Origin of the sequence: Kribbella sp. NPDC049584, assembly GCF_040675555.1 — a bacterium.
GTDB lineage: Bacteria > Actinomycetota > Actinomycetes > Propionibacteriales > Kribbellaceae > Kribbella.
The window spans coordinates 1032246-1050102 of sequence record NZ_JBFAPF010000002.1 but is presented as its reverse complement, the minus strand read 5'-3'; the positions used below and the strand labels follow the sequence as shown (position 1 = coordinate 1050102).

General features: G+C 69.2%; 13 protein-coding genes, 2 pseudogenes and 1 riboswitch. Of the genes and pseudogenes, 3 read left to right on the top strand and 12 right to left on the bottom strand.

The window, feature by feature from the left end; genetic code table 11:
- Window positions 1–255: 255 nt before the first annotated feature.
- The 9 genes and pseudogenes from pgsA to AB0J62_RS11680 form a co-directional block, all read right to left on the bottom strand.
- A complete protein-coding gene (gene pgsA, locus AB0J62_RS11720) occupies window positions 256–879 on the bottom strand; it encodes a CDP-diacylglycerol--glycerol-3-phosphate 3-phosphatidyltransferase (protein WP_363867707.1) in 624 nt (207 codons plus the stop codon).
- The gene (locus AB0J62_RS11715; RefSeq protein WP_363867761.1) at window positions 876–1106 is read right to left on the bottom strand and encodes a hypothetical protein; all 231 of its coding nucleotides are present in this window, start codon (window positions 1104–1106) and stop codon (window positions 876–878) included. The genes pgsA and AB0J62_RS11715 overlap by 4 nt, the downstream gene beginning before the upstream one ends.
- A 276-nt stretch (window positions 1107–1382) precedes the next feature.
- Window positions 1383–2174 (bottom strand): annotated as a pseudogene (locus AB0J62_RS11710) (radical SAM protein); the annotation flags it as partial.
- Between the two features lie 204 nt (window positions 2175–2378).
- A pseudogene (locus tag AB0J62_RS11705) lies at window positions 2379–2849 on the bottom strand (MiaB/RimO family radical SAM methylthiotransferase); the annotation flags it as partial.
- 251 nt (window positions 2850–3100) lie between these two features.
- On the bottom strand, window positions 3101–3865 hold the full coding sequence (locus AB0J62_RS11700; RefSeq protein ID WP_363867704.1) for a helix-turn-helix transcriptional regulator: 765 nt from the start codon (window positions 3863–3865) through the stop codon (window positions 3101–3103).
- A 109-nt stretch (window positions 3866–3974) separates the two neighbouring features.
- On the bottom strand, window positions 3975–4541 hold the full coding sequence (locus AB0J62_RS11695; protein WP_363867701.1) for a hypothetical protein: 567 nt from the start codon (window positions 4539–4541) through the stop codon (window positions 3975–3977).
- Between the two features lie 4 nt (window positions 4542–4545).
- Complete coding sequence (locus tag AB0J62_RS11690; protein WP_363867698.1) at window positions 4546–7182, bottom strand: DNA translocase FtsK 4TM domain-containing protein; 2637 nt, start codon at window positions 7180–7182, stop codon at window positions 4546–4548.
- A 119-nt stretch (window positions 7183–7301) separates the two neighbouring features.
- Complete coding sequence (locus tag AB0J62_RS11685; protein ID WP_363867695.1) at window positions 7302–7832, bottom strand: DinB family protein; 531 nt, start codon at window positions 7830–7832, stop codon at window positions 7302–7304.
- Between the two features lie 42 nt (window positions 7833–7874).
- Entirely contained in the window at window positions 7875–8243 is a 369-nt protein-coding gene (locus AB0J62_RS11680) for a VOC family protein (protein ID WP_363867692.1), read from the bottom strand.
- Between the two features lie 97 nt (window positions 8244–8340).
- A riboswitch (SAM riboswitch) is annotated at window positions 8341–8454 on the top strand.
- A gap of 16 nt (window positions 8455–8470) precedes the next feature.
- On the opposite strand from AB0J62_RS11680, the gene AB0J62_RS11675 reads away from it, so the two are divergent.
- On the top strand, window positions 8471–9835 hold the full coding sequence (locus tag AB0J62_RS11675; protein ID WP_363867689.1) for an aminotransferase class V-fold PLP-dependent enzyme: 1365 nt from the start codon (window positions 8471–8473) through the stop codon (window positions 9833–9835).
- Window positions 9836–9950: 115 nt separating this feature from the next.
- Here AB0J62_RS11675 and AB0J62_RS11670 read toward each other — a convergent pair whose 3' ends face one another.
- The 3 genes from AB0J62_RS11670 to AB0J62_RS11660 form a co-directional block, all read right to left on the bottom strand.
- On the bottom strand, window positions 9951–12113 hold the full coding sequence (locus AB0J62_RS11670) for a LuxR C-terminal-related transcriptional regulator (RefSeq protein WP_363867686.1): 2163 nt from the start codon (window positions 12111–12113) through the stop codon (window positions 9951–9953).
- Window positions 12114–12137: 24 nt separating this feature from the next.
- Window positions 12138–13109, bottom strand: a complete 972-nt coding sequence (locus AB0J62_RS11665; RefSeq protein WP_363867683.1) for an alpha/beta hydrolase — start codon at window positions 13107–13109, stop codon at window positions 12138–12140.
- Between the two features lie 89 nt (window positions 13110–13198).
- Window positions 13199–15250, bottom strand: coding sequence for a prolyl oligopeptidase family serine peptidase (locus AB0J62_RS11660; RefSeq protein WP_363867680.1), 2052 nt, complete (start codon window positions 15248–15250; stop codon window positions 13199–13201).
- A gap of 54 nt (window positions 15251–15304) precedes the next feature.
- Here AB0J62_RS11660 and AB0J62_RS11655 point away from each other — a divergent pair, with 54 nt between their 5' ends.
- On the top strand, window positions 15305–17146 hold the full coding sequence (locus AB0J62_RS11655; RefSeq protein ID WP_363867677.1) for a LuxR C-terminal-related transcriptional regulator: 1842 nt from the start codon (window positions 15305–15307) through the stop codon (window positions 17144–17146).
- Window positions 17147–17200: 54 nt separating this feature from the next.
- Window positions 17201–17827 (top strand): maleylpyruvate isomerase family mycothiol-dependent enzyme, encoded by a 627-nt coding sequence (locus tag AB0J62_RS11650; protein ID WP_363867674.1) that lies wholly within the window; start codon window positions 17201–17203, stop codon window positions 17825–17827.
- The last annotated feature ends 30 nt before the right edge of the window (window positions 17828–17857 follow it).

Below are 17857 nucleotides of genomic sequence, written 5' to 3'. Positions count from 1 at the left end.
TAGACAGCTCCACTCCACGCCGGGAGGTCTTCACCTATCAAGAACATTCACTTCGTGTCGTCGCACGATCTCGACCAACGTGCCTGGTCAGTACAGCTAGCCAGACGAGCCGACATGCAAGCCGGCCCGCCGGGGCAACAGCCAGCTCGGCGCCGGCGGCTCGCCGACATGCACGTACGTGCAGCTGCACGCCGTCGCCGGGAGGAGCTGCGGAGCGGCATGAAGCGGCGGCCGAAGCGGACTCCGAGCGTAGGGTTATGGGAGGGGGCGTTTGGCGGCGGCGCGGAGGCGGAGGGCTCGGCCTAAGTAGTCGAGGCCAGTGATGATGGTGACGAGTACGGCGGCGGCCATGATCGTGACGGCGGTCCAGTGGAGGATTTTCACTTCCTGCCACGGGAGCAGGTAGAGGCCCAGGGCGATTGCCTGGAGGACGGTCTTGAGTTTGCCGCCGCGGCTGGCGGGCATGACGCCGTGGCGGATTACCCAGAAGCGGAGGGCGGTGACTCCCCACTCGCGAACCATCACCACGATGGTGACCCACCATGGGAGTTCGCCCAGGTACGAGAGTCCTAGGAAGGCTGCTCCGGTGAGGGCTTTGTCGGCGATGGGGTCGGCGATCTTGCCGAAGTTCGTGACGAGGTTCCAGCGGCGAGCGATGTCGCCGTCGAAGCGGTCGGTGACGATCGCGACGACGAACGCGGCAGTGGCTAGCAGGCGGTTGCTGTCGGTGTGACCGCCTTCGCGGAGCAGAAGCCAGACGAACAGCGGTACGAGGACCAGCCGAAGAACCGTGAGCGCGTTGGGCACGTTCCAGGCGCTGGGCGCGTGGAGCGGGCCGCCCGCTGCGCGCGGCGCCGGGTTCGTCGGCGGGTTGCTCACGCGGTCAGGTTAGCTGCCGGACGGGCGTCCGGGGTGCTCACGAGCGCGGCGAACTCGGCGATCAGGTCGACACCGTCGCTCGCCACCACCTTCGCAGACACCAGATCGCCGACCCGCACCCCGTCCGGGAGCCCGGTCACCGTCGTCGATCCATCCACCTCGGGGCCTTGATGCGCAGCCCGACCCTCACCAGTTCGCCCAACCCCAGCCGTCGAAACCCCGTCCACCACGACCCGGCCCCGACCAGCGGCGAGCTCCAACTCCTCCAGCTCCAACCCGTCCGGCCCGAGCCGGCCCGGCCCGGACGCGTCCAGTTCAGCCTCGTCCAGCTCGGCGTCGCCCAAGCCGGCGTCGCCCAAGTCGGCCTCGTCCAGCTCGACCCCGTCCAAGTCGGCGTCGATCGAGTCGGCGTCGATCGAGTCGGCGTCGTCCGAGTCGGCGTCGATCGAGTCGGCGTCGTCCGAGTCGGCGTCGTACGACTCGGCGGTGGTGGAGTCGGTGGATTCGATGAGGACTTCGAGGAGTTCGCCGATGCGGGATTCGGCGCGGGCGGAGGTTAGGTCTTCGGCGAGGCGGGTGACTCGGTCGAGGCGGGCGGCGATGGTGTCTTCGTCGAGTTTGCCGTCGTACGTTTCGGCTTCGGTGCCGTCCTCGTCGGAGTAGCCGAAGACGCCGATCGCGTCGAGGCCGGCGCGGGACAGGAAGTCGCAGAGGATGTCTACGTCTTCCTCGGTCTCGCCCGGGAAGCCGACGATGACGTTGCTGCGGATGCCGGCCGTCGGGGCGGTGGCGCGGACCTGGGCGATCAGTTCCAGGAAGCGTTCGGAGTCGCCGAAGCGGCGCATGCGACGCAGCAGCGGGCCGGATGCGTGCTGGAACGACAGGTCGAAGTACGGAACGACGCCCGGGGTGGAGGTCATCGCGCTGATCAGCGTCGGGCGCATCTCGGCGGGCTGCAGGTACGACACGCGGACGCGGATGATGCCGGGGACCTTGGCGATCTCGCCGACGAGGGTCTCGAGCAGGCGGAGGTCGCCGAGGTCCTTGCCGTACGAGGTGGAGTTCTCGGAGACCAGGAAGAGTTCGCGTACGCCGTTCTCCGCGAGCCATTCGGCTTCACGCAGTACTTCGGCGGGGCGGCGGGACATGAACGCGCCGCGGAACATCGGGATCGCGCAGAACGCGCACCGGCGGTCGCACCCGGAGGCGAGCTTGAGAGGTGCCATCGGGCCGCCGTCCAGGCGCCGACGCATCACGCGCGGACCGCTGGCCGGAGCGGCCGCGAGGTCGGGGGCGTCGATCTTCAGCTCTTCCGGCGCGCCGGTGACGAAGCGTCCCTTGAGCCCGTCGGCCTGCTCGCCGGAACGAGCACCACCCATGGGCCGGAGCTGCTCGGGAATGTGCGAGCCGACGCCAGCCACCCGCGCATCACCCGCCGAGAGCCCACCGCCGGCAAGCTGGCCTGCGGCCGTTGGCTGACCTGCGGTGGTTGGCTGGTCGCCGTGGCCGGGGACGGCTGGGGCGGGGGCCGAGTGGCGGTCGGCCGGGGCGAGCGGGAGGAGTTTGCGGCGGTCGCGGGGTACGTGCGGCTGGTGCTTGTTGCCGGCGAGGATCGAGCGGAGGCGGTCCGAGATGTCGGTGTAGTCGTCGAAGCTCAGGACCGCGTCGGTTTCCGGCAGAGCCTCGGCGAGCTGGTCGCCGTACCGTTCGGCGAGGCAGCCGACCGCGACGACAGCCTGCGTGCGGCCGGACTCCTTGTAGTCGGCGGCGGCCAGCAGCGTGTCGACGGAATCCTTCTTCGCGGCCTCGACGAATCCGCAGGTGTTCACCACCACCGTGTCCGCCTCAGCGGCGTCGTCGACCAATCGGAAGCCACCGGCCTCGAGCCGGCCGGCCAGTTCCTCGGAGTCGACATCGTTACGGGCACAGCCCAGGGTGACCAGGGCGACAGTGGTGGGTGGCGTATTCATCACTACGAGTATGACGCGCCGTGTAGTCCGCGGCCTAACTCGCCAACGCATCTCACAGCTCACGCTGTACGGCGAGAGGCCCACGCGGCCGCGCGGGTCCGAGGGCAGAGGCCGTGCGGGGCCAGCCGGAGGCCGGCGGAGCGGCGCCGCGCCGAGTGACCGGGCCGAGGTAGCGGTGCGTGGCAGGCGGGCCGAGTGACCGGACCGAGTGACCGGGCCGGGGCGGTGGTGGGTGGCAGGCGGGGCGAGAGCTAGGAGCTTGTGGCGGTCTTGGTGAGGGTGCCGTTGGGGTGGGCGGTGAATTTGGTGAGGGTGGTGTTCAGGCGTTTGCCGTTGAGGACTACGACGAGGTTCTTGGGGCTGGTGACTGTTACCCGGATGTCGCCTGAGCTGGTCACGGATTGGGCGATGCCGGGGGTCAGGCGGCCCTGGAAGAGGCGGCGGTTCTTCTTGTCCCGGACCGTCAGGTAGGTGCCGTCGTTCTTCGCGGTCAGCGTCAGTGCCGTCATCAGCACCGGCGGCTTGGCGGTCGTCGGCTTTGTGGTCGGCTTGACGGTCGGCTGCGGCGTTGCCTTCGGGGTCGGCGTCGTGACCGTTGCCGTGGTGACGGCGGTCTTCGACGCGTTCGCCTCGATGTCGCTGGGGAGCGTGAACAGCCGCACCATCCCCCAGCCCATCAGGATGACCAGGATCGCGCCCACCACGATCGCCCAGCGCGGACGAGCGGGGCGAAGCGTCGGGCCCTTCGCCGCGGCGCGTTCCTCGCGGCGGGACTTCTCCTCCTCGACGGCATGCTCGGCATCGAAGCTGGCGATCAACGGAGCGGGGTCGGCCTTCACCACGCGGGCGATGGCGCGGATGTGTCCGCGGGCATAGAAGTTCCCGCCACAGCGGGAGAAATCGTCCGCCTCCATGGCGATCAGCAGCCCGGTTCTGATCCGGGTCGCAGCGCTCAGCTGCTCGATCGTCATGTCGGCCCGCTCGCGGGCCGCCGTGAGATCGCTGCCGATGCTCACTTCCCCACCGTCCTTCCGTTCGTCCGATCGCCTGTGCGGACTGTCGACGCCGCTCGTCGGACCGCCGACATCAAGTCAACGGCCTTGGTACGACGGGGTCACGCGCGAGTCAGAGTTGTTCCCTGACCGGGCATCTGGCATCCGCGAGCATGTGCAACGCCTGCACCACTGCCCCGTTCGACGGCCGTGCCGTCAACCCGAACGGTACCGCGAGTGAGGATCCCGTCAGCCGACGGTTGGCATCAGTTGTCTTGCGGGTCGAGCTCGGCATCGCGCCGAGGATCGGCCCAGGATCCTGCAGATGTACGGCGATCCGCCCGTCGTCGAGCGGATGCCGGCGCTGCAGCACCGTCACCTCTTCGATGTCTTCCCACCGCGTGCCGATCCATTCGTTGCCGATCCGCAGCCGGATGCCGACGTCGTCGGCGACCAGCATCTCTCCCACCGTCAGAGCGCGGGCACACACCACAGCGAGAGCGGCGAAGGCTGCCGCGGCGAGCCAGCGCAGAATGCCGGTCGGACTCGTGGACGCGGACGCGGCGAACCCGATCGCGACCAGCGCGGCGCCGACGGCGAGCCCGCCGTGCACCTTCTGCGATCCGCGCACGGTGAAGGGCACGGGCTCGGGGTCGGCGTCGAAACGTTCCTGCCTGGGCAGTGCGCTCGCGGCGGTCACGCTGTCACTCTCCTCGGAGGGTGGTGATGAAGTCCTCTAGGTCGTCAGGCTTGACCAGGACGTCCCTGGCCTTCGAACCTTCACTGGGACCGACGACGCCGCGGCTCTCCAGGATGTCCATCAGCCGGCCGGCCTTGGCGAAACCGACGCGGAGCTTACGCTGCAACATCGACGTCGAGCCGAACTGGGTGGAAACGATCAGTTCGGCGGCCTGCACCACCAGGTCGAGATCGTCGCCGATCTCGTCGTCGAGATCCTTGCTCGGGCCCGCCGCGACCGTGACGTCCTCGCGGTACGTCGGCTCGAGCTGCGTCTTGCAGTGCTCGACCACTCCACGGATCTCGGACTCGGTGACCCACGCGCCCTGGATACGCATCGGCTTGCTCGCGCCCATGGGCAGGAACAGACCGTCGCCCTGACCGACCAGCTTCTCCGCACCTGGCTGGTCGAGGATGACTCGGCTGTCGGCGAGCGACGAGGTCGCGAACGCCAACCGGGACGGCACGTTCGCCTTGATCAGACCGGTCACGACGTCCACCGACGGCCGCTGGGTGGCGAGCACCAGGTGGATGCCGGCCGCACGCGCCAGCTGGGTGATCCGGACGATCGAGTCCTCGACGTCGCGCGGCGCGACCATCATCAGGTCGGCGAGCTCGTCGACGATCACCAGCAGGTACGGGTACGGCGTAAGCACGCGTTCCGAGCCCGGCGGCGGCTTCACCTTGCCGCCGCGGACCGCCTTGTTGAAGTCGTCGACGTGCCGGAACCCGAACGCCGCTAGGTCGTCGTACCGCATGTCCATCTCGCGGACGACCCATTGCAGCGCCTCGGCCGCCTTCTTGGCGTTGGTGATGATCGGCGTGATCAGGTGCGGGATGCCCTCGTAGTTGTTCAGCTCGACCCGCTTGGGGTCGACGAGGATCATCCGCACCTCGTCGGGCGTGGCCCGCATCAGGATCGAGGTGATCAGCGAGTTGACGAACGACGACTTACCGGAGCCGGTCGCACCCGCGACCAGCAGGTGCGGCATCTTCGCCATGTTCGCGACGACAAAGCCGCCTTCGACGTCCTTGCCGAGCCCGGCCACCATCGGGTGGTGGTCGTTGCGTGCGGTCGCCGAACGGATCACGTCGCCGAGGCTGACGATCTCCTTGTCGGTGTTCGGGATCTCGATGCCGATCGCGGACTTGCCCGGGATCGGCGACAGGATGCGTACGTCGGCCGACGCCACGGCGTAGGCGATGTTCTTCGACAGCGCGGTGACCTTCTCGACCTTGACCGCGGAGCCGAGCTCGACCTCGTACCGTGTGACGGTCGGACCGCGCGTGTAGCCGGTGACCTGGGCGTCGATGCCGAACTGGTCGAACACCTCGGTCAGCCGGTCGACAACCTGGTCGGATGCCTTGGTCCGGGCCTTGTGGACCGAGCCGGGCTTGAGCATCTGCCCGTCGGGCAGCGTGTACGTGATGTCGCCGGACAGGCTCAACTGCTCGACGCGCTGCGGCAGCGGTGTGTGCGGCGGCGGCTCGGGTGGCGGGGCCGACGGCTTGCTCGGAGCCGGCTCGAAGGCAGGCTCAGAGGCCGGGGCAGCTTCGGCGCTGTCGACGTCATACGCGTCTTCATCCACCGGGGCCTTCGCCTTGCGGCCGCGCTTGGAGATCTCGCGGCCCTCGAGCACCGGTGAGTCGTACGGCTTGACCGTGGGCTCACCGTCCTCCTCGAGCTCTGCCGCCTTCGCACGACGCTGTTTGCGCGTCAGCCGGACGGTGTCGTCGGTCGGCGCGGCCACCACGGACGGAGCGTCCTCCGGCAGCGCAGTACGTCCCATCAGTACGTCGAAGGCCGCGCGGAACCGCAGCGGGATCGTGTACACCGGCGTACCGGTGATGACCAGCGCGCCGAAGATCGAGAGCAGGACGAGCAGCGGCGCCGCGACGTACTGCGTGAGCAGGTCCGACAGGAACGACGAGATGAAGTACCCGATCGCGCCGCCCGCAGCACTCAACGGGCCGTCTGCGGGGTTGCTCGGCCGGGGCAGACCGTTCGCGATGTGAATCAGGCCGAGTACGCCGAGGCAGACCGCGGTCCAACCGATCACCTGACGACCCGCGGGCCCGTTGTGGTCCGGGTGACGCAGAGTGCGGACTGCGATGAGCAGCAGCATCAATGGCAACGCCCAACCGAGCATGCCGATGCTGCCACCGACGACCGTGCGTACGCCGTTGCCGACCGCGCCCGGGAGATCCCACCAGATCGCGGCAGCGACTACGACCGCCAGTCCGATCAGGAACAAGCCCGCACCGTCACGGCGATGCTCGGGCTCCAGGTCGCGGGCGCTGTGGCCGATCCCTCGCACCATGCTGCCGAGCAGATGGGCGATGCCGATCCAGATCTTCACCACCCCGCGGCACAGAGCCAGCATGGCGGCCGCGAACGGGCCCGGTCCGCTGTTCTTGGGCGTGCTGGTCCGCGCGGGGGATCCTCCTCCGCCGCGCTTCGCGCCTCTGCCACTCTGTGTGCTCTGCCCACGCTTCTGGGCGCCGGACGGACGGGAGCGTCCACCAGCAGCCGAACGGGCCGTGCTCGGCCGGTTGGCTGCCGACTTCTGCGCCCGCGCCGGGGAAGACGTGCGGGTCGCCATATTGGTCAGGCTACCCCGATAACCCCTTGAGTCCCACGTGTCACACGCCGATCACGCTGCCCCATCCGTAGCGTCACAGCGTGACCACGCGCCTCCCAAAGTGGATCGGGTAGGTGGTGTTACGCGCCTGTAGTGCCGTCGAGTTGCTCTCGCAGCAGGTCGGCGTGACCGCAGTGCCGGCCGTACTCGCCGATCAGGTGGATATAGATCATCCGCAGCGTCGACTCGGTCCCGCCGAACGTGAAGCGGTCGTCCAGCGAGTGATCGGCGGCGGCCTCGTCGGAGAGCTTCCACTCCCCGATCAGCCCCTCGTACGCCGCCTGCGCGTCGGCCGGGTCGATCAGCTCGAAGTCGGCGTCCTTGCCGAGCTCGGGCGCGAACAGAGGCTCGGCCGGTGCATCGGCGAAGTGGATGCGGAACCAGATCCGCTCGACCTTGGTGAGGTGCCGGATCAGGCCGAGCAGCGACAGGTTGGACGGCGGTGACGGCCGCTCCGCCAACTGCTCGGCCGTCAGCCCGGCGCACTTGAACAGCAGCGTGGTGCGATAGAAGTTCAGATAGCCCTGCAGCAGCTCGCGTTCGGGTGCGGTCAGCGAGCCGTCCGGTCGCTCGACAGCAGGTGCTCTCCACACGGCGGTATCCAACGTCATGTCGCCCATCCAACACGTCGGCAACGCCGACGGCGAAATCGATCAGGCGTTCACCGGCGGAGCCCAGCCGGGGCGCGGGATCAGGCAGAACGGGTGACCGGCGGGATCCTCGTACACCGTCCCGGCGAGCCGGCGGGCGCCGAGCGCCACCACCTCCGGCCCGGCTGCCTCCACGTCATCGACCATGACGTCGAGATGCATCTGCTGCGGCCGCTCCGGGTCCGGCCACTGCGGGCGCCGATGGTCGACGGCGCGCTGGAAGCCCAGGCCAGATGTGTGGTCGTTGTCGGCGACAACCACCCAGTCGTCGCTTTGGTAGGTGATGGGCTTGCCGAGCAGCGCCGAGTAGAACCGCGCCAGTTCGAGGGGCTCCGGGCAGTCGATCGCGAGGTGGTGCAGTCGTCCGATCATGCCCACAGTCTGCGCCGTCTCAGGATGCGTTCGCCAGTCCCGGAATATGAGATAGGCACTGGCGGTCGCCGTGGCCGGTTCGTTACCGTACTCGGCAGGTCATGAGTGTCAGCGACAAGCCCCGGCTCGCTGGCCGGCAACCCTCCTCCGCGGTGGGGTGCCCCGGGTGAAGACCAGGCCGTGCGGATACCCCGCTCGGCAAGTGCGGACTTCCTGGGAGCAGCAGCATGTCGATCTTGTCCATCCTCGAGCCTGCCAGTACGACGACTGCGCGGCCGACGGTCGCCCGCCTCGTCACCGGCAGCATCCCCGCCACGGTCGGATCGGACCTCCTGGTCCCGCTGGCCGACGGCCGGGTCACGGACTACGCGAACTTCGACCACGGTGCGAGCGCGCCGTGCCTGGAGTCGGTGCGGGCCAGCGTGGAGGCGGCGCTGCCGTCGTACGCCTCGGTTCACCGCGGCAACGGGTACGCGTCGCGCATCACCACCCAGTGGTACGAGCGGGCCCGCGAAGAGGTGCACGCCTTCGTCGGCGCGCGCTCCGACGACCAGGTGATCTTCACCCGGCAGACCACGGACGCGCTCAACCTGCTGGCCCGTGCGGTGCCGGCGGACACGACCGTGATCGTGTTCGAGTCCGAGCACCACGCCGCTCTTCTCCCCTGGCCGGCGGAGCGGACTGTTCGCCTCGCAGCGCCGACCAGCCAGACCGATGCCGTGACGAGCGTCGCCGACGCCCTACGCCAGGCGCCTGACGGTCCGCGCCTCGTCGTGATCACCGGCGCCTCGAACGTCACTGGCGAGATCTTCCCGATCGCCGAGATCGCCAAGGTGGCCAAGGCCCACGGCGCACGAGTTTGTCTGGACGCGGCACAGCTCGCGCCGCACCGTCCGGTCGACATCTCCACCCTGGATGTCGACTGGGTCGCGCTGTCCGGTCACAAGCTCTACGCGCCGTACGGCGCCGGCGCGCTGGTCGGTCGCTCCGACTGGCTCGACGCCGCAGATCCCTACCTGTACGGCGGCGGAGCGACGCACGCCGTCACCGAGGACACCGTGGTGTGGGCGACCGGCCCGGCGCGGCACGAGGGCGGCTCCCCCAACGTGATCGGAGCGATTGCCCTGGCGAGTGCCTGCGCCGCGATCAGCAAGCACCGCGACGCGATCGAGCAGCACGAGCGCAGCCTGCTGGCCCGTCTGCGGACCGGGCTGGCCCAGATCGACAACGTCACGACGTACTCGATCTTCGGTGAGGACGCGGACCGTGTCGGCACCGTCTGCTTCACGATCGCCGGCCTGACCTCGACGCTGGTTTCCGCAGCGCTCAGCGCGGAGTACGGCGTCGGCGTACGCGACGGCAAGTTCTGCGCGCACCCGCTCGTCGGCCACCTCCTCGCCGACTCCCCCGAGCACAGTACGGCGGTCCGCGCCAGCCTCGGCCTCGGGACGACGCGTGAGCACGTGGACCGGCTCGTCAACGCAGTACGCACGCTGGCCACCAGTGGCCCGCGGGCGGAGTACGCAGAGACCGCGCACGGCTGTCAGCCGTCCGACGACCCCCGCGACCTCGACGCTCCGCGGATCTGGTGAGCCCAGCCTCCTACTGCTCAGGAGCACACCTGCGAAAGGTGAGCAGCCGACGCCCGCAGGCCGTCCTCACTTCCAAGCCGGACATCCAGCGCCGGCGCGGGAATGACGGACCGCATCACCGCTGAGCCACCCACGACGCGATCTGACTGCGCGTACTGAACCCCAGCTTGTCCAGGATGTGCACGACATGAGACTCGGCTGTCCGCCGGCTGATGACCAGGCGGGCAGCGATCTCCTTGTTCGTCAGCCCTTGCGCGACCAGCTCGGCCACCTGCTCTTCCCGGGCGCTCAACGGACCACCTGTCCGGCCGGGGCCCACTGAAGCCGGTTCGGCGCCGACGACGGCCGTGATCGCGCGGTCGAAGTCGGCCGCCAGCGCTGCCCCGCGTTCGAACGCGAGCCGGAACCGTTCGGCACCCACTGCCTCGCGGACCTCAGCCTCGCACGTGTCGTGTGCCTCGCGCATGTGCAGCGACCCCAGCATCGGACTCGCGCCTCCGGTCGACCAGATCCGGTCTGCGATCCCCAGCAGCTCGGCCGCACGGCTGTGCTCCCCTTGGGCAGCCTTCACCCAGCAGAGGACCTCGACCGCGATGACCGTCCCGAGTACGTCGTTGAAGGTGCGGGCCACCCCGACGGCCTCGACGAGTCCGTCCTCGGCGTCGGCGTACGCTTCCAACGCCCACTGAGCCAGCGAACGCGCGAACAGCAGGCTGCTCCGGGCAAACTGCTCGCCGCTGGCCTCACACAGCGTCAGCCCGCGCCGGGCCAGCTCCAAACCTTCATTGGAGCGTCCCTGCCAGACATACGGCTGGGCAAGCGCCGAGTGCAGCTGAAGCAGCAAACTGCTGGGCTGCCCGAGCGCCTCCAGCAGCTCGATCGCCTGCTGGAAAAGCGGCTCGCACCGCGCGCTGTCCCCGGTCAGGAACCAGTAGCCTCCCAGCACCAGCAGGGCGTGGGCGAGCACCTCGTCGTCGCCGTTCTCCCGTGCCCAGGCCTCAGCCTCGGCGCCGTAGGGACGGACGGTCGAGGCGTAGCCGGTCAGGCAGCGAGCGAAGGCGCACATCCACAACGCCTGCGCGCGGTCACGGCTCGGCCCCGGATTCTGCGCCAACGCGCGCTCGAGCCAGTGCCGGCCCTCGGCCGGGTGTCCGCAGAACAACCAGTGGTAGTGCAGAGCGACGACCAGTCGCAGCCCGGTCGCCTCCTGGCCCGGTGTGCTCAGGCTGAACTCGAGAGCCGCCCGGAGATTGGCATGCTCCGGCTCCGTGAACCGGTGCGCCTCGATCTGTGCGTTCGCGCGGGTCCAGTCCCGGCTGCATCGCTCGGCCAGTCGCAGGTAGTGGTCCCGGTGCAGCACGCGCACGGCGTCCGCCGAGCCGTCCGCCCGCAGCCGCTCCAACCCGTACTGGCGGACCGTCTCCAACAGCTGGAGCCGTCCGCCGACAGACTGCACGATGGACTTGTCGACCAGACCGGAGAGCACCTCGAGGTCCGCACACGACACCGACTCCGCGGCCGCCAGATCGAAGCCGCCCACGAACGCGGACAAACGGGACCAGAGCAACCGCTCGGCCGGCGTACAGAGCTCCCAGCTCCAGTCGAGGATCTGGGCTCGGCCTGGCGCCAGGGCTTCCATCCGCGCCAGCAGGTCGTCGACCGAGAGCACCCGCAACCAGGCAGCGGCCAGCTCGACGGCGAGCGGGATCCCGTCCAGCCGACGGCAGATCTCCACGACCTGTGCCCGCTCGGCGGCGTCGATCCTGCAGCCCACGGCGGCTGCGCGGTCCTCGAACAGTTCGGTGATCTCCGCGAGCGGCTGCACCGAGTACACCCGCTCGCCGCGTACGCCGAGGCGCTGCCTGCTGGTTGCAAGCACGCGGATCCCGGGCGCTGCCTTGAGGAGCACCTCGATCAGCTCGGCGCACGCGTCGCGCAGGTGCTCGCAGTTGTCCAGGACGAGCAGCAGCGCCCGGTCCTCCAGGTACCTGGTCAGTCGGCCGACGGGATCGTCGTCCGCGTCACGAAGCCCGAACGCCGCGCTGACCGTCCGGGCGAGATCTGCCGGGTCTTGCACGACCGCGAGCTCCGCCAGCCAGACGCCGTCCGGGAAGGTCCGGGCGACCTGCGCAGCGGTCCGCAGCCCGAGCCGGGTCTTGCCGACACCGCCCGGCCCGGTCAGCGTCACCAGCCGTCCGGTGGACAGGACGGCCCGGACGTCGCGCAGCTCTTGGCGACGTCCGATGAAGCTCGTGAGCTCAGCCGGCAGGGTCCCCATCTCAGGGGCGACGATATGCCAGATTCACTCGAGGTAGTGCGCCAGATCCGCCGCTGCGTGCCGGAACTCGGCCCGCACCGACGGCAGGTCGTGAATCGGGTTCAGCAGCGCCATGTCATGGATCTGCCCGACGTACATCACCGAGACCACGTCGACGCCGGCTTCGTCCAGCTTGTGCCCGTAGGCCTGGCCCTCGTCCCGCAGTACGTCGTTGCCCGAGGTGTGGATGACTGCCGGCGGCAGGCCCCGCAGCTGGTCCGGACGTGCCTGCAGCGGCGCGGCGTACGGGTTGCGCCGGGTGGCCTCGTCCGGTGCGTAGACGTCCCAGCCGAACTTCATGAAGTCCAGGGCGAGGAAGCGTCCGTCGGCGAACTCCTGGTACGACTCGGTGTCGAAGCGAGCGTCGGTGGCCGGGTAGAGCAGCAGCTGGACCTTGATCTGCGGACCGTCGTGGTCGCGCGCATACATGGTCAGTGCGGCGCTGAGATTGCCGCCGACGCTGTTGCCCGCGACAGCGAGCCGGCTCGCGTCGAGTCCGGCGCTCGAACCCTCGCGAGCGATCCATTGCAGTGCCGCGTAGCACTCCTCCAGCTGGGTCGGGAAGACCGCATCGGGGATCGGTGTGTACTCGACGAACACCACGGCGTACCCGGTCGCGGTGACGAGGTCGTGCGTCAGCCGCTGGTGGTTGTCGAAGTCGCCCGCGATCCAGACCCCGCCGTGCAGAAACAGCACGACCGGCAGTGGACCGTCGACTCCGGACGGGCGCTGGATATACAGCTTGGTCCGTACGCCGTCGATCTCGATGTCCTGCTCGGTGACGTCGACCCCGCCCAAGTCAACCGGCACGGTCGCCTGCAGGCCGCTCAGCGTCGCCCGGACCTGGTCGCCCGGCAGCAGCCAGAACGGGTCGGGGTTCTTGTTCAGCTCGGTCAGGAACTCGCGGACCCGGCGTTCGATCCTGAGGTCGCTGCCGGCGTCGGGTACGTCGCTCATCGGACTGCCTCCCTGCTCGGGGTGGGGACTGGTGCGAACGAGTCCACCAGCCGCCACCCCGAGCAGGCATCCGGCAAAATACCGACCGGCTACCCCACCCGGAGTCCGGTGTGGTGCGCAGCGAACGCCAGGAGGTCGGCCCACTCGGCCGCGACCATCGCGGCAGGTTTGCCGAAGCCGTGGCCGGTGTTGACCTCTACCCGCGTGAGGATCGGCGCGGGTCCGGACTGGGCGTGCTGCAGGGCGGCGATGTACTTGTGGCTGTGCAGCGGTACGACGCGGTCGTCGTGATCACCGGTGACCACCAGCGTCGCGGGGTACTCCGTACCCGCTGCCACGCGATGCAGTGGCGAGTAGGCCAGGAGGTCCTCGAACTGTTCAGGGTCCTCCGGCGAACCGAAGTCGGAGACCCACGCCGCGCCCACTGTGAACTTGTGGAACCGGAGCATGTCCAGCACTCCGACGCCGGGCAGCGCGACCTTGAAGAGGTCCGGCCGCTGAGTCATGACCGCTCCGATGAGCAGTCCGCCGTTGCTGCGGCCGTGCATGGCCAGCTGGTCCGCCGTGGTGACGCCGGTCTCCTGCAGGTGTGAGGCGACCCCGATGAAGTCGTCGAACACGTTCTGCTTGTTCTTCAACCGGCCGGCGTCGTGCCAGTCGCTCCCGTACTCACCGCCGCCACGCAGGTTGGTGATCACCAGCACACCCCCAGCGGCAAGCCAGCCCGACCAGCCGGGGCGGTAGTCGGTCTGGATCGGGATGCGGAAACCGCCGTACCCCCACATCAGGGTCGGGCGCGGGGCGCTGTAGTCGAGGTCGGAGCGAGTGATGACGAAGTACGGTACGTCGCGCCCCGGTGCGACGCGGCGCTCCACGGTGACGGCCGGCGGCGTGAACGGGCTGGTGCCGCGGACCAGCTCCGGAAGCGCACGCGCTGCACCTGTCGAGGCAGAGACGACGTACGAGAGCGTGGGGTCGGTGACCGTGGACAGGCCGACGAAGAAGTCCGCGTTCTTGGCAGAGGAGTTGAGGCCGACCACGGCTCCGTCGGAGATCTCGACCTGCCGCGCACCGGAGCCGTCGAGCGCGTAGATGGTCACGACGGACTGCGCGTCGACCAGCGTCAGCGTGACGAACCCGTGCGCGGTCGCGCTGACCGCCTGCAGCGTGGACTCGCCCTCGGGCACGAGGTCGGTGAAGACGCCGTCCAGCGTCGACAGCACCACTCGGCCGCGGGAGGCGTCACGGTCGGTCTGCAGCACCAGCTGGTCACCGGACATCCGGACGAAGAAGATCTCGTCCCGGTACTCGTCGACGACCTTGATCGGCTCGCCGAGGCCGTCGGACGTGATCGGGAACAGCCACAGCTTCGCCGCGGGGTCAGTGCCCTCGGTGATCAACGCTACGACGTACCGGTCGTCGTCGCTGACCTCCGTCGAGATGAAGGTGCTCTGCTCCTCGAAGTGCAGCACGAGCGTGTCTTCGGACTGCGGCGTGCCGATCTTGTGCAGCGTCAGGCGGCCGCTGCTCAGACCGCTCGTCTCGGTGCCCTCGCTGCCGTCGGTGACCGGGTAGTGCAGGTACAGGTAGCCGGAGCTGTCCGGCAGCCAGACCGCCTCGCTGAACTTGGACTGCGTGACGACGTCGTCCACCGGCTCGCCGCTGGCGATGTCGAGCAGCCGGAACGTCGTCCAGTCGCTGCCGCTCTCGTTGATGCCGTACGCGAAGTACTTTCCGTCCGGGCTGACCGTGAACGAGCCGAGCGAGTCGGTGCCGTCCTCTGAAAGGGTGTTCGGGTCGATCAGTACCCGGCCGCCGGAGAGCAGTTCGTCGAGCGACTCAGCGACGTAGATGACGTCCTGGGCCTGCGTGCCGTCGTTGCGGCCGACGAAGTACCAGCCTGCTTTCTTGGCGGGCACACCGGCACGCGGACGCGCGAGGATCGCGGACATCGTGGCCCGGAACCACGCACGCTCCGGATACCCGGAGAGCTCGGCCTCGGTGAACTCGTTCTGCCTGCGGACCCAGTCCTGGGTGTCAGGTGAGTCAGGATCTTCCAGCCAGCGATACGGGTCGGCGATCTCCTGCCCGTGCAGTGTCTCGACCACATCGTCGCGGCGGCTCTCGGGGAAAGCGGTCATGAGGCCAAACCTAACCTGCGTGCAGAAGGGGGTGGAGTCGGTCACACTGCGAGCGTGAGCGATGCCGTAGCTGACCAGCTGCTGCGTGCGGCTGCCGTGGTAGGCGAGCGCGTGCGGCTCGACATCCTTGCCCGGGTTCTCGACAAGCCGGCCGGTGACGTGCTGGCCGCCGTGGACACTCTGGCGCGCACCGGTGTGCTCGTCGCGGCACCGGACGTCGGTGAAGTTTGGTTCGCTGATGAGGCAGCCCGACGGGAGGTCGAGAGTCAGTTGCCTCTGGTGGAACGGGCCGAACTGCATCGGCGTGCGGCGGAAGCACTGGAGCAGGTGGGCGGCAGCGACCCGGCTGAGCTCGTGCGGCACTGGAAGGGGGCGGCTGCGGCCGGTCTGCCGCAACTGCAGCTCCGGCTGGCGGCAGCATGTGTGCGGGCCGGCGATCTCGTCGCAGCACATGCCGCTGTGCGAGCAGTCGTCGCAACAGCGCGTTCGGAGCAGGCAGCTGACCTGCTGGTGGAGGCGGCCGTCGTACTCGAGCCGGTCGGGCAGTCCGCGTGGGACGGAGACATCTACCAGTGGTGCGCTGAGGCACTGGCCTCACCGGAGCTGTCACCACGGGCACACGTCCGCCTGCTCGCTCGGCAGTCGCAGGCGGCTACCTACCTAGGCCGTTGGCGCGAAGCTCTCACTGCGAGCAGCGACGCGCTGGACCGGGCCGAGACAGCCGGCGAAGCAGATCTGCTCGCCGAGGCGCTCACCGCTCGTCAGCTCGCCACCAGCGGACCCGATGACGTCGACGAGCTGACCGCCGCCGCGCAGCGGATGATCGAGCTCGGTACGACGACCGGGTCGGCCGACATCGAGTTGCGGGGGCGCCTGTGGCGGGTGGACGCGCTCTGGTACGCCGGGGACCTGGCCGCGATCGCCGCCGAGACGGGCCAGATCGCGAGCTGCGCCGGGCGGACGAGCGGGCCGAACGGCCGGTGGCACGTGCTGATCACCAGAGCGGCGCTCGCACTGGCTCGAGCCGAATTCGACGAGACCGAAGCCCTGCTCGCCGACGCGGTTGCCGAATTCCGGCGCATCGGTCATCCGGCCGCCCAGGGCGCGGACGTCGCGTTCAAGATCCTCCTGGCTCACCACCGCGGCCGGGCCGACGAGTTGCTGGCTTCAGCCGCGTGGCAGTTCGGGACCGATGCTCGCTGGGACCTGTCTGCGCGCTTGGCCCGAGCGTTCGTGCTCGTCGACGCGGGGCAGCTGGACGAGGCGGCCGCGCTCTACCAGCGGTGCGGTCGTCCGCAAACCTGGCACGAGTGGCGTGCAGCTGAGCTGTTGGTGGACGCCGTGGCTGCGCGGGTCGCCGCAGCCCTGGGCGTGACGGACGACGTACGGCATTTCCAAGCCCGGCTGGAGCCCCGACGCGGCTTGTACGTCGTGGGCGGCGCCGGCGGTACGAACTTCCTCGGGCCGGTCGAGCTGGTGCTCGGCATTTGCGCCGCGTCCCTGGGCGACCGGGACAGTGCGGTGGCAGATCTCCGGACGGCCGCTGCACGGAGCCGGGCGATCGGTGCGCCCGGCTTCGCCGTCGAGGCGGAGTGCCTGCTGGCGGAGGTCTTGAAGGAGGCGTCCCAGGAGACTCTCACCTTGGCGGAGGCTCTGGGGATGACGCCCTGGGTGGAGCGTCTGGAGCGGCTCATGGAGCCCGACGGCCCGCTCAGTCCACGAGAGCACGAGGTGGCCCAGCTGGTCGCCGACGGTCTCAGCAACCGCGCGATCGCCGCAGCCCTAGTCATCTCCGAGCGGACAGCCCAGAACCACGTCCAGCACGTACTCGGCAAGCTGGGCTTCGTGAACCGCGCCCAGGTCGCTGCCTGGGTCGCCGGCCGACGCCATGAGTAGCAAATGAGCAATTCGCACGATGCGCACCCGACGCGCCCAGCCGACACTGATGCCATGAGCGACGACGAACTCTGGGCCGCCATCGACGCCCAACGGCTCCGTACGACGGACTTCCTCGAGACCCTCGACCCCGACGACTGGGCCCGGCGATCCCTGTGTGAGGGCTGGACCGTGCGCGATGTCGCTGCCCATCTCACGCAGCAGCAAATGACGATCGCCGACGGACTCCGTGTGGCGCTACGTCATCCGGGCAGCCTCAACCACATGATCCAGGCCTCGGTCCGCGAGCGCTCGGCGCTTCCGACCGACGAACTCATTGCCGGGATCCGCGCGATGGTCGGCTCCCGCCGCCACAACGTCGGCGTCACGCCGCTGGAGACCCTGATCGACATCGTCGTCCACGGCCAGGACATCGCCGTACCGCTGGGCCGATCGCTTCCGGTCCCGCCAGAAGTCGCCGCGCTGGCCGCCGACCGCGTCTGGAGTTACCAGGCGTCGAGGCGCGGCCGGCGGATGGCGAAGGTCTTCAAACCCCATCCGTACGACGGGTGCCGCCTCGTCGCGACCGACACGGATTGGAGCGTCGGCGCGGGTGCCGAGCTCCGCGGGCCGATACTCGCGATCCTGCTCCTGCTCACCGGGCGGAACGTCGTACTGCCCGCATTGAGCGGGCCGAGCTGAGCGTCGTCCTCACCCGCTCCGGTGGGCGGC

What these genes read in the sequence shown, in the direction of transcription:
- AB0J62_RS11685 (WP_363867695.1), bottom strand. Translation starts at nt 7,832, where the DNA reads ATGACGTTGGATACCGCCGTGTGGAGAGCACCTGCTGTCGAGCGACCG.
- AB0J62_RS11660 (WP_363867680.1), bottom strand. Translation starts at nt 15,250, where the DNA reads ATGACCGCTTTCCCCGAGAGCCGCCGCGACGATGTGGTCGAGACACTG.
- AB0J62_RS11690 (WP_363867698.1), bottom strand. Translation starts at nt 7,182, where the DNA reads ATGGCGACCCGCACGTCTTCCCCGGCGCGGGCGCAGAAGTCGGCAGCC.
- AB0J62_RS11675 (WP_363867689.1), top strand. Translation starts at nt 8,471, where the DNA reads ATGTCGATCTTGTCCATCCTCGAGCCTGCCAGTACGACGACTGCGCGG.
- AB0J62_RS11650 (WP_363867674.1), top strand. Translation starts at nt 17,201, where the DNA reads ATGAGCGACGACGAACTCTGGGCCGCCATCGACGCCCAACGGCTCCGT.
- AB0J62_RS11670 (WP_363867686.1), bottom strand. Translation starts at nt 12,113, where the DNA reads ATGGGGACCCTGCCGGCTGAGCTCACGAGCTTCATCGGACGTCGCCAA.
- AB0J62_RS11665 (WP_363867683.1), bottom strand. Translation starts at nt 13,109, where the DNA reads ATGAGCGACGTACCCGACGCCGGCAGCGACCTCAGGATCGAACGCCGG.
- AB0J62_RS11680 (WP_363867692.1), bottom strand. Translation starts at nt 8,243, where the DNA reads ATGATCGGACGACTGCACCACCTCGCGATCGACTGCCCGGAGCCCCTC.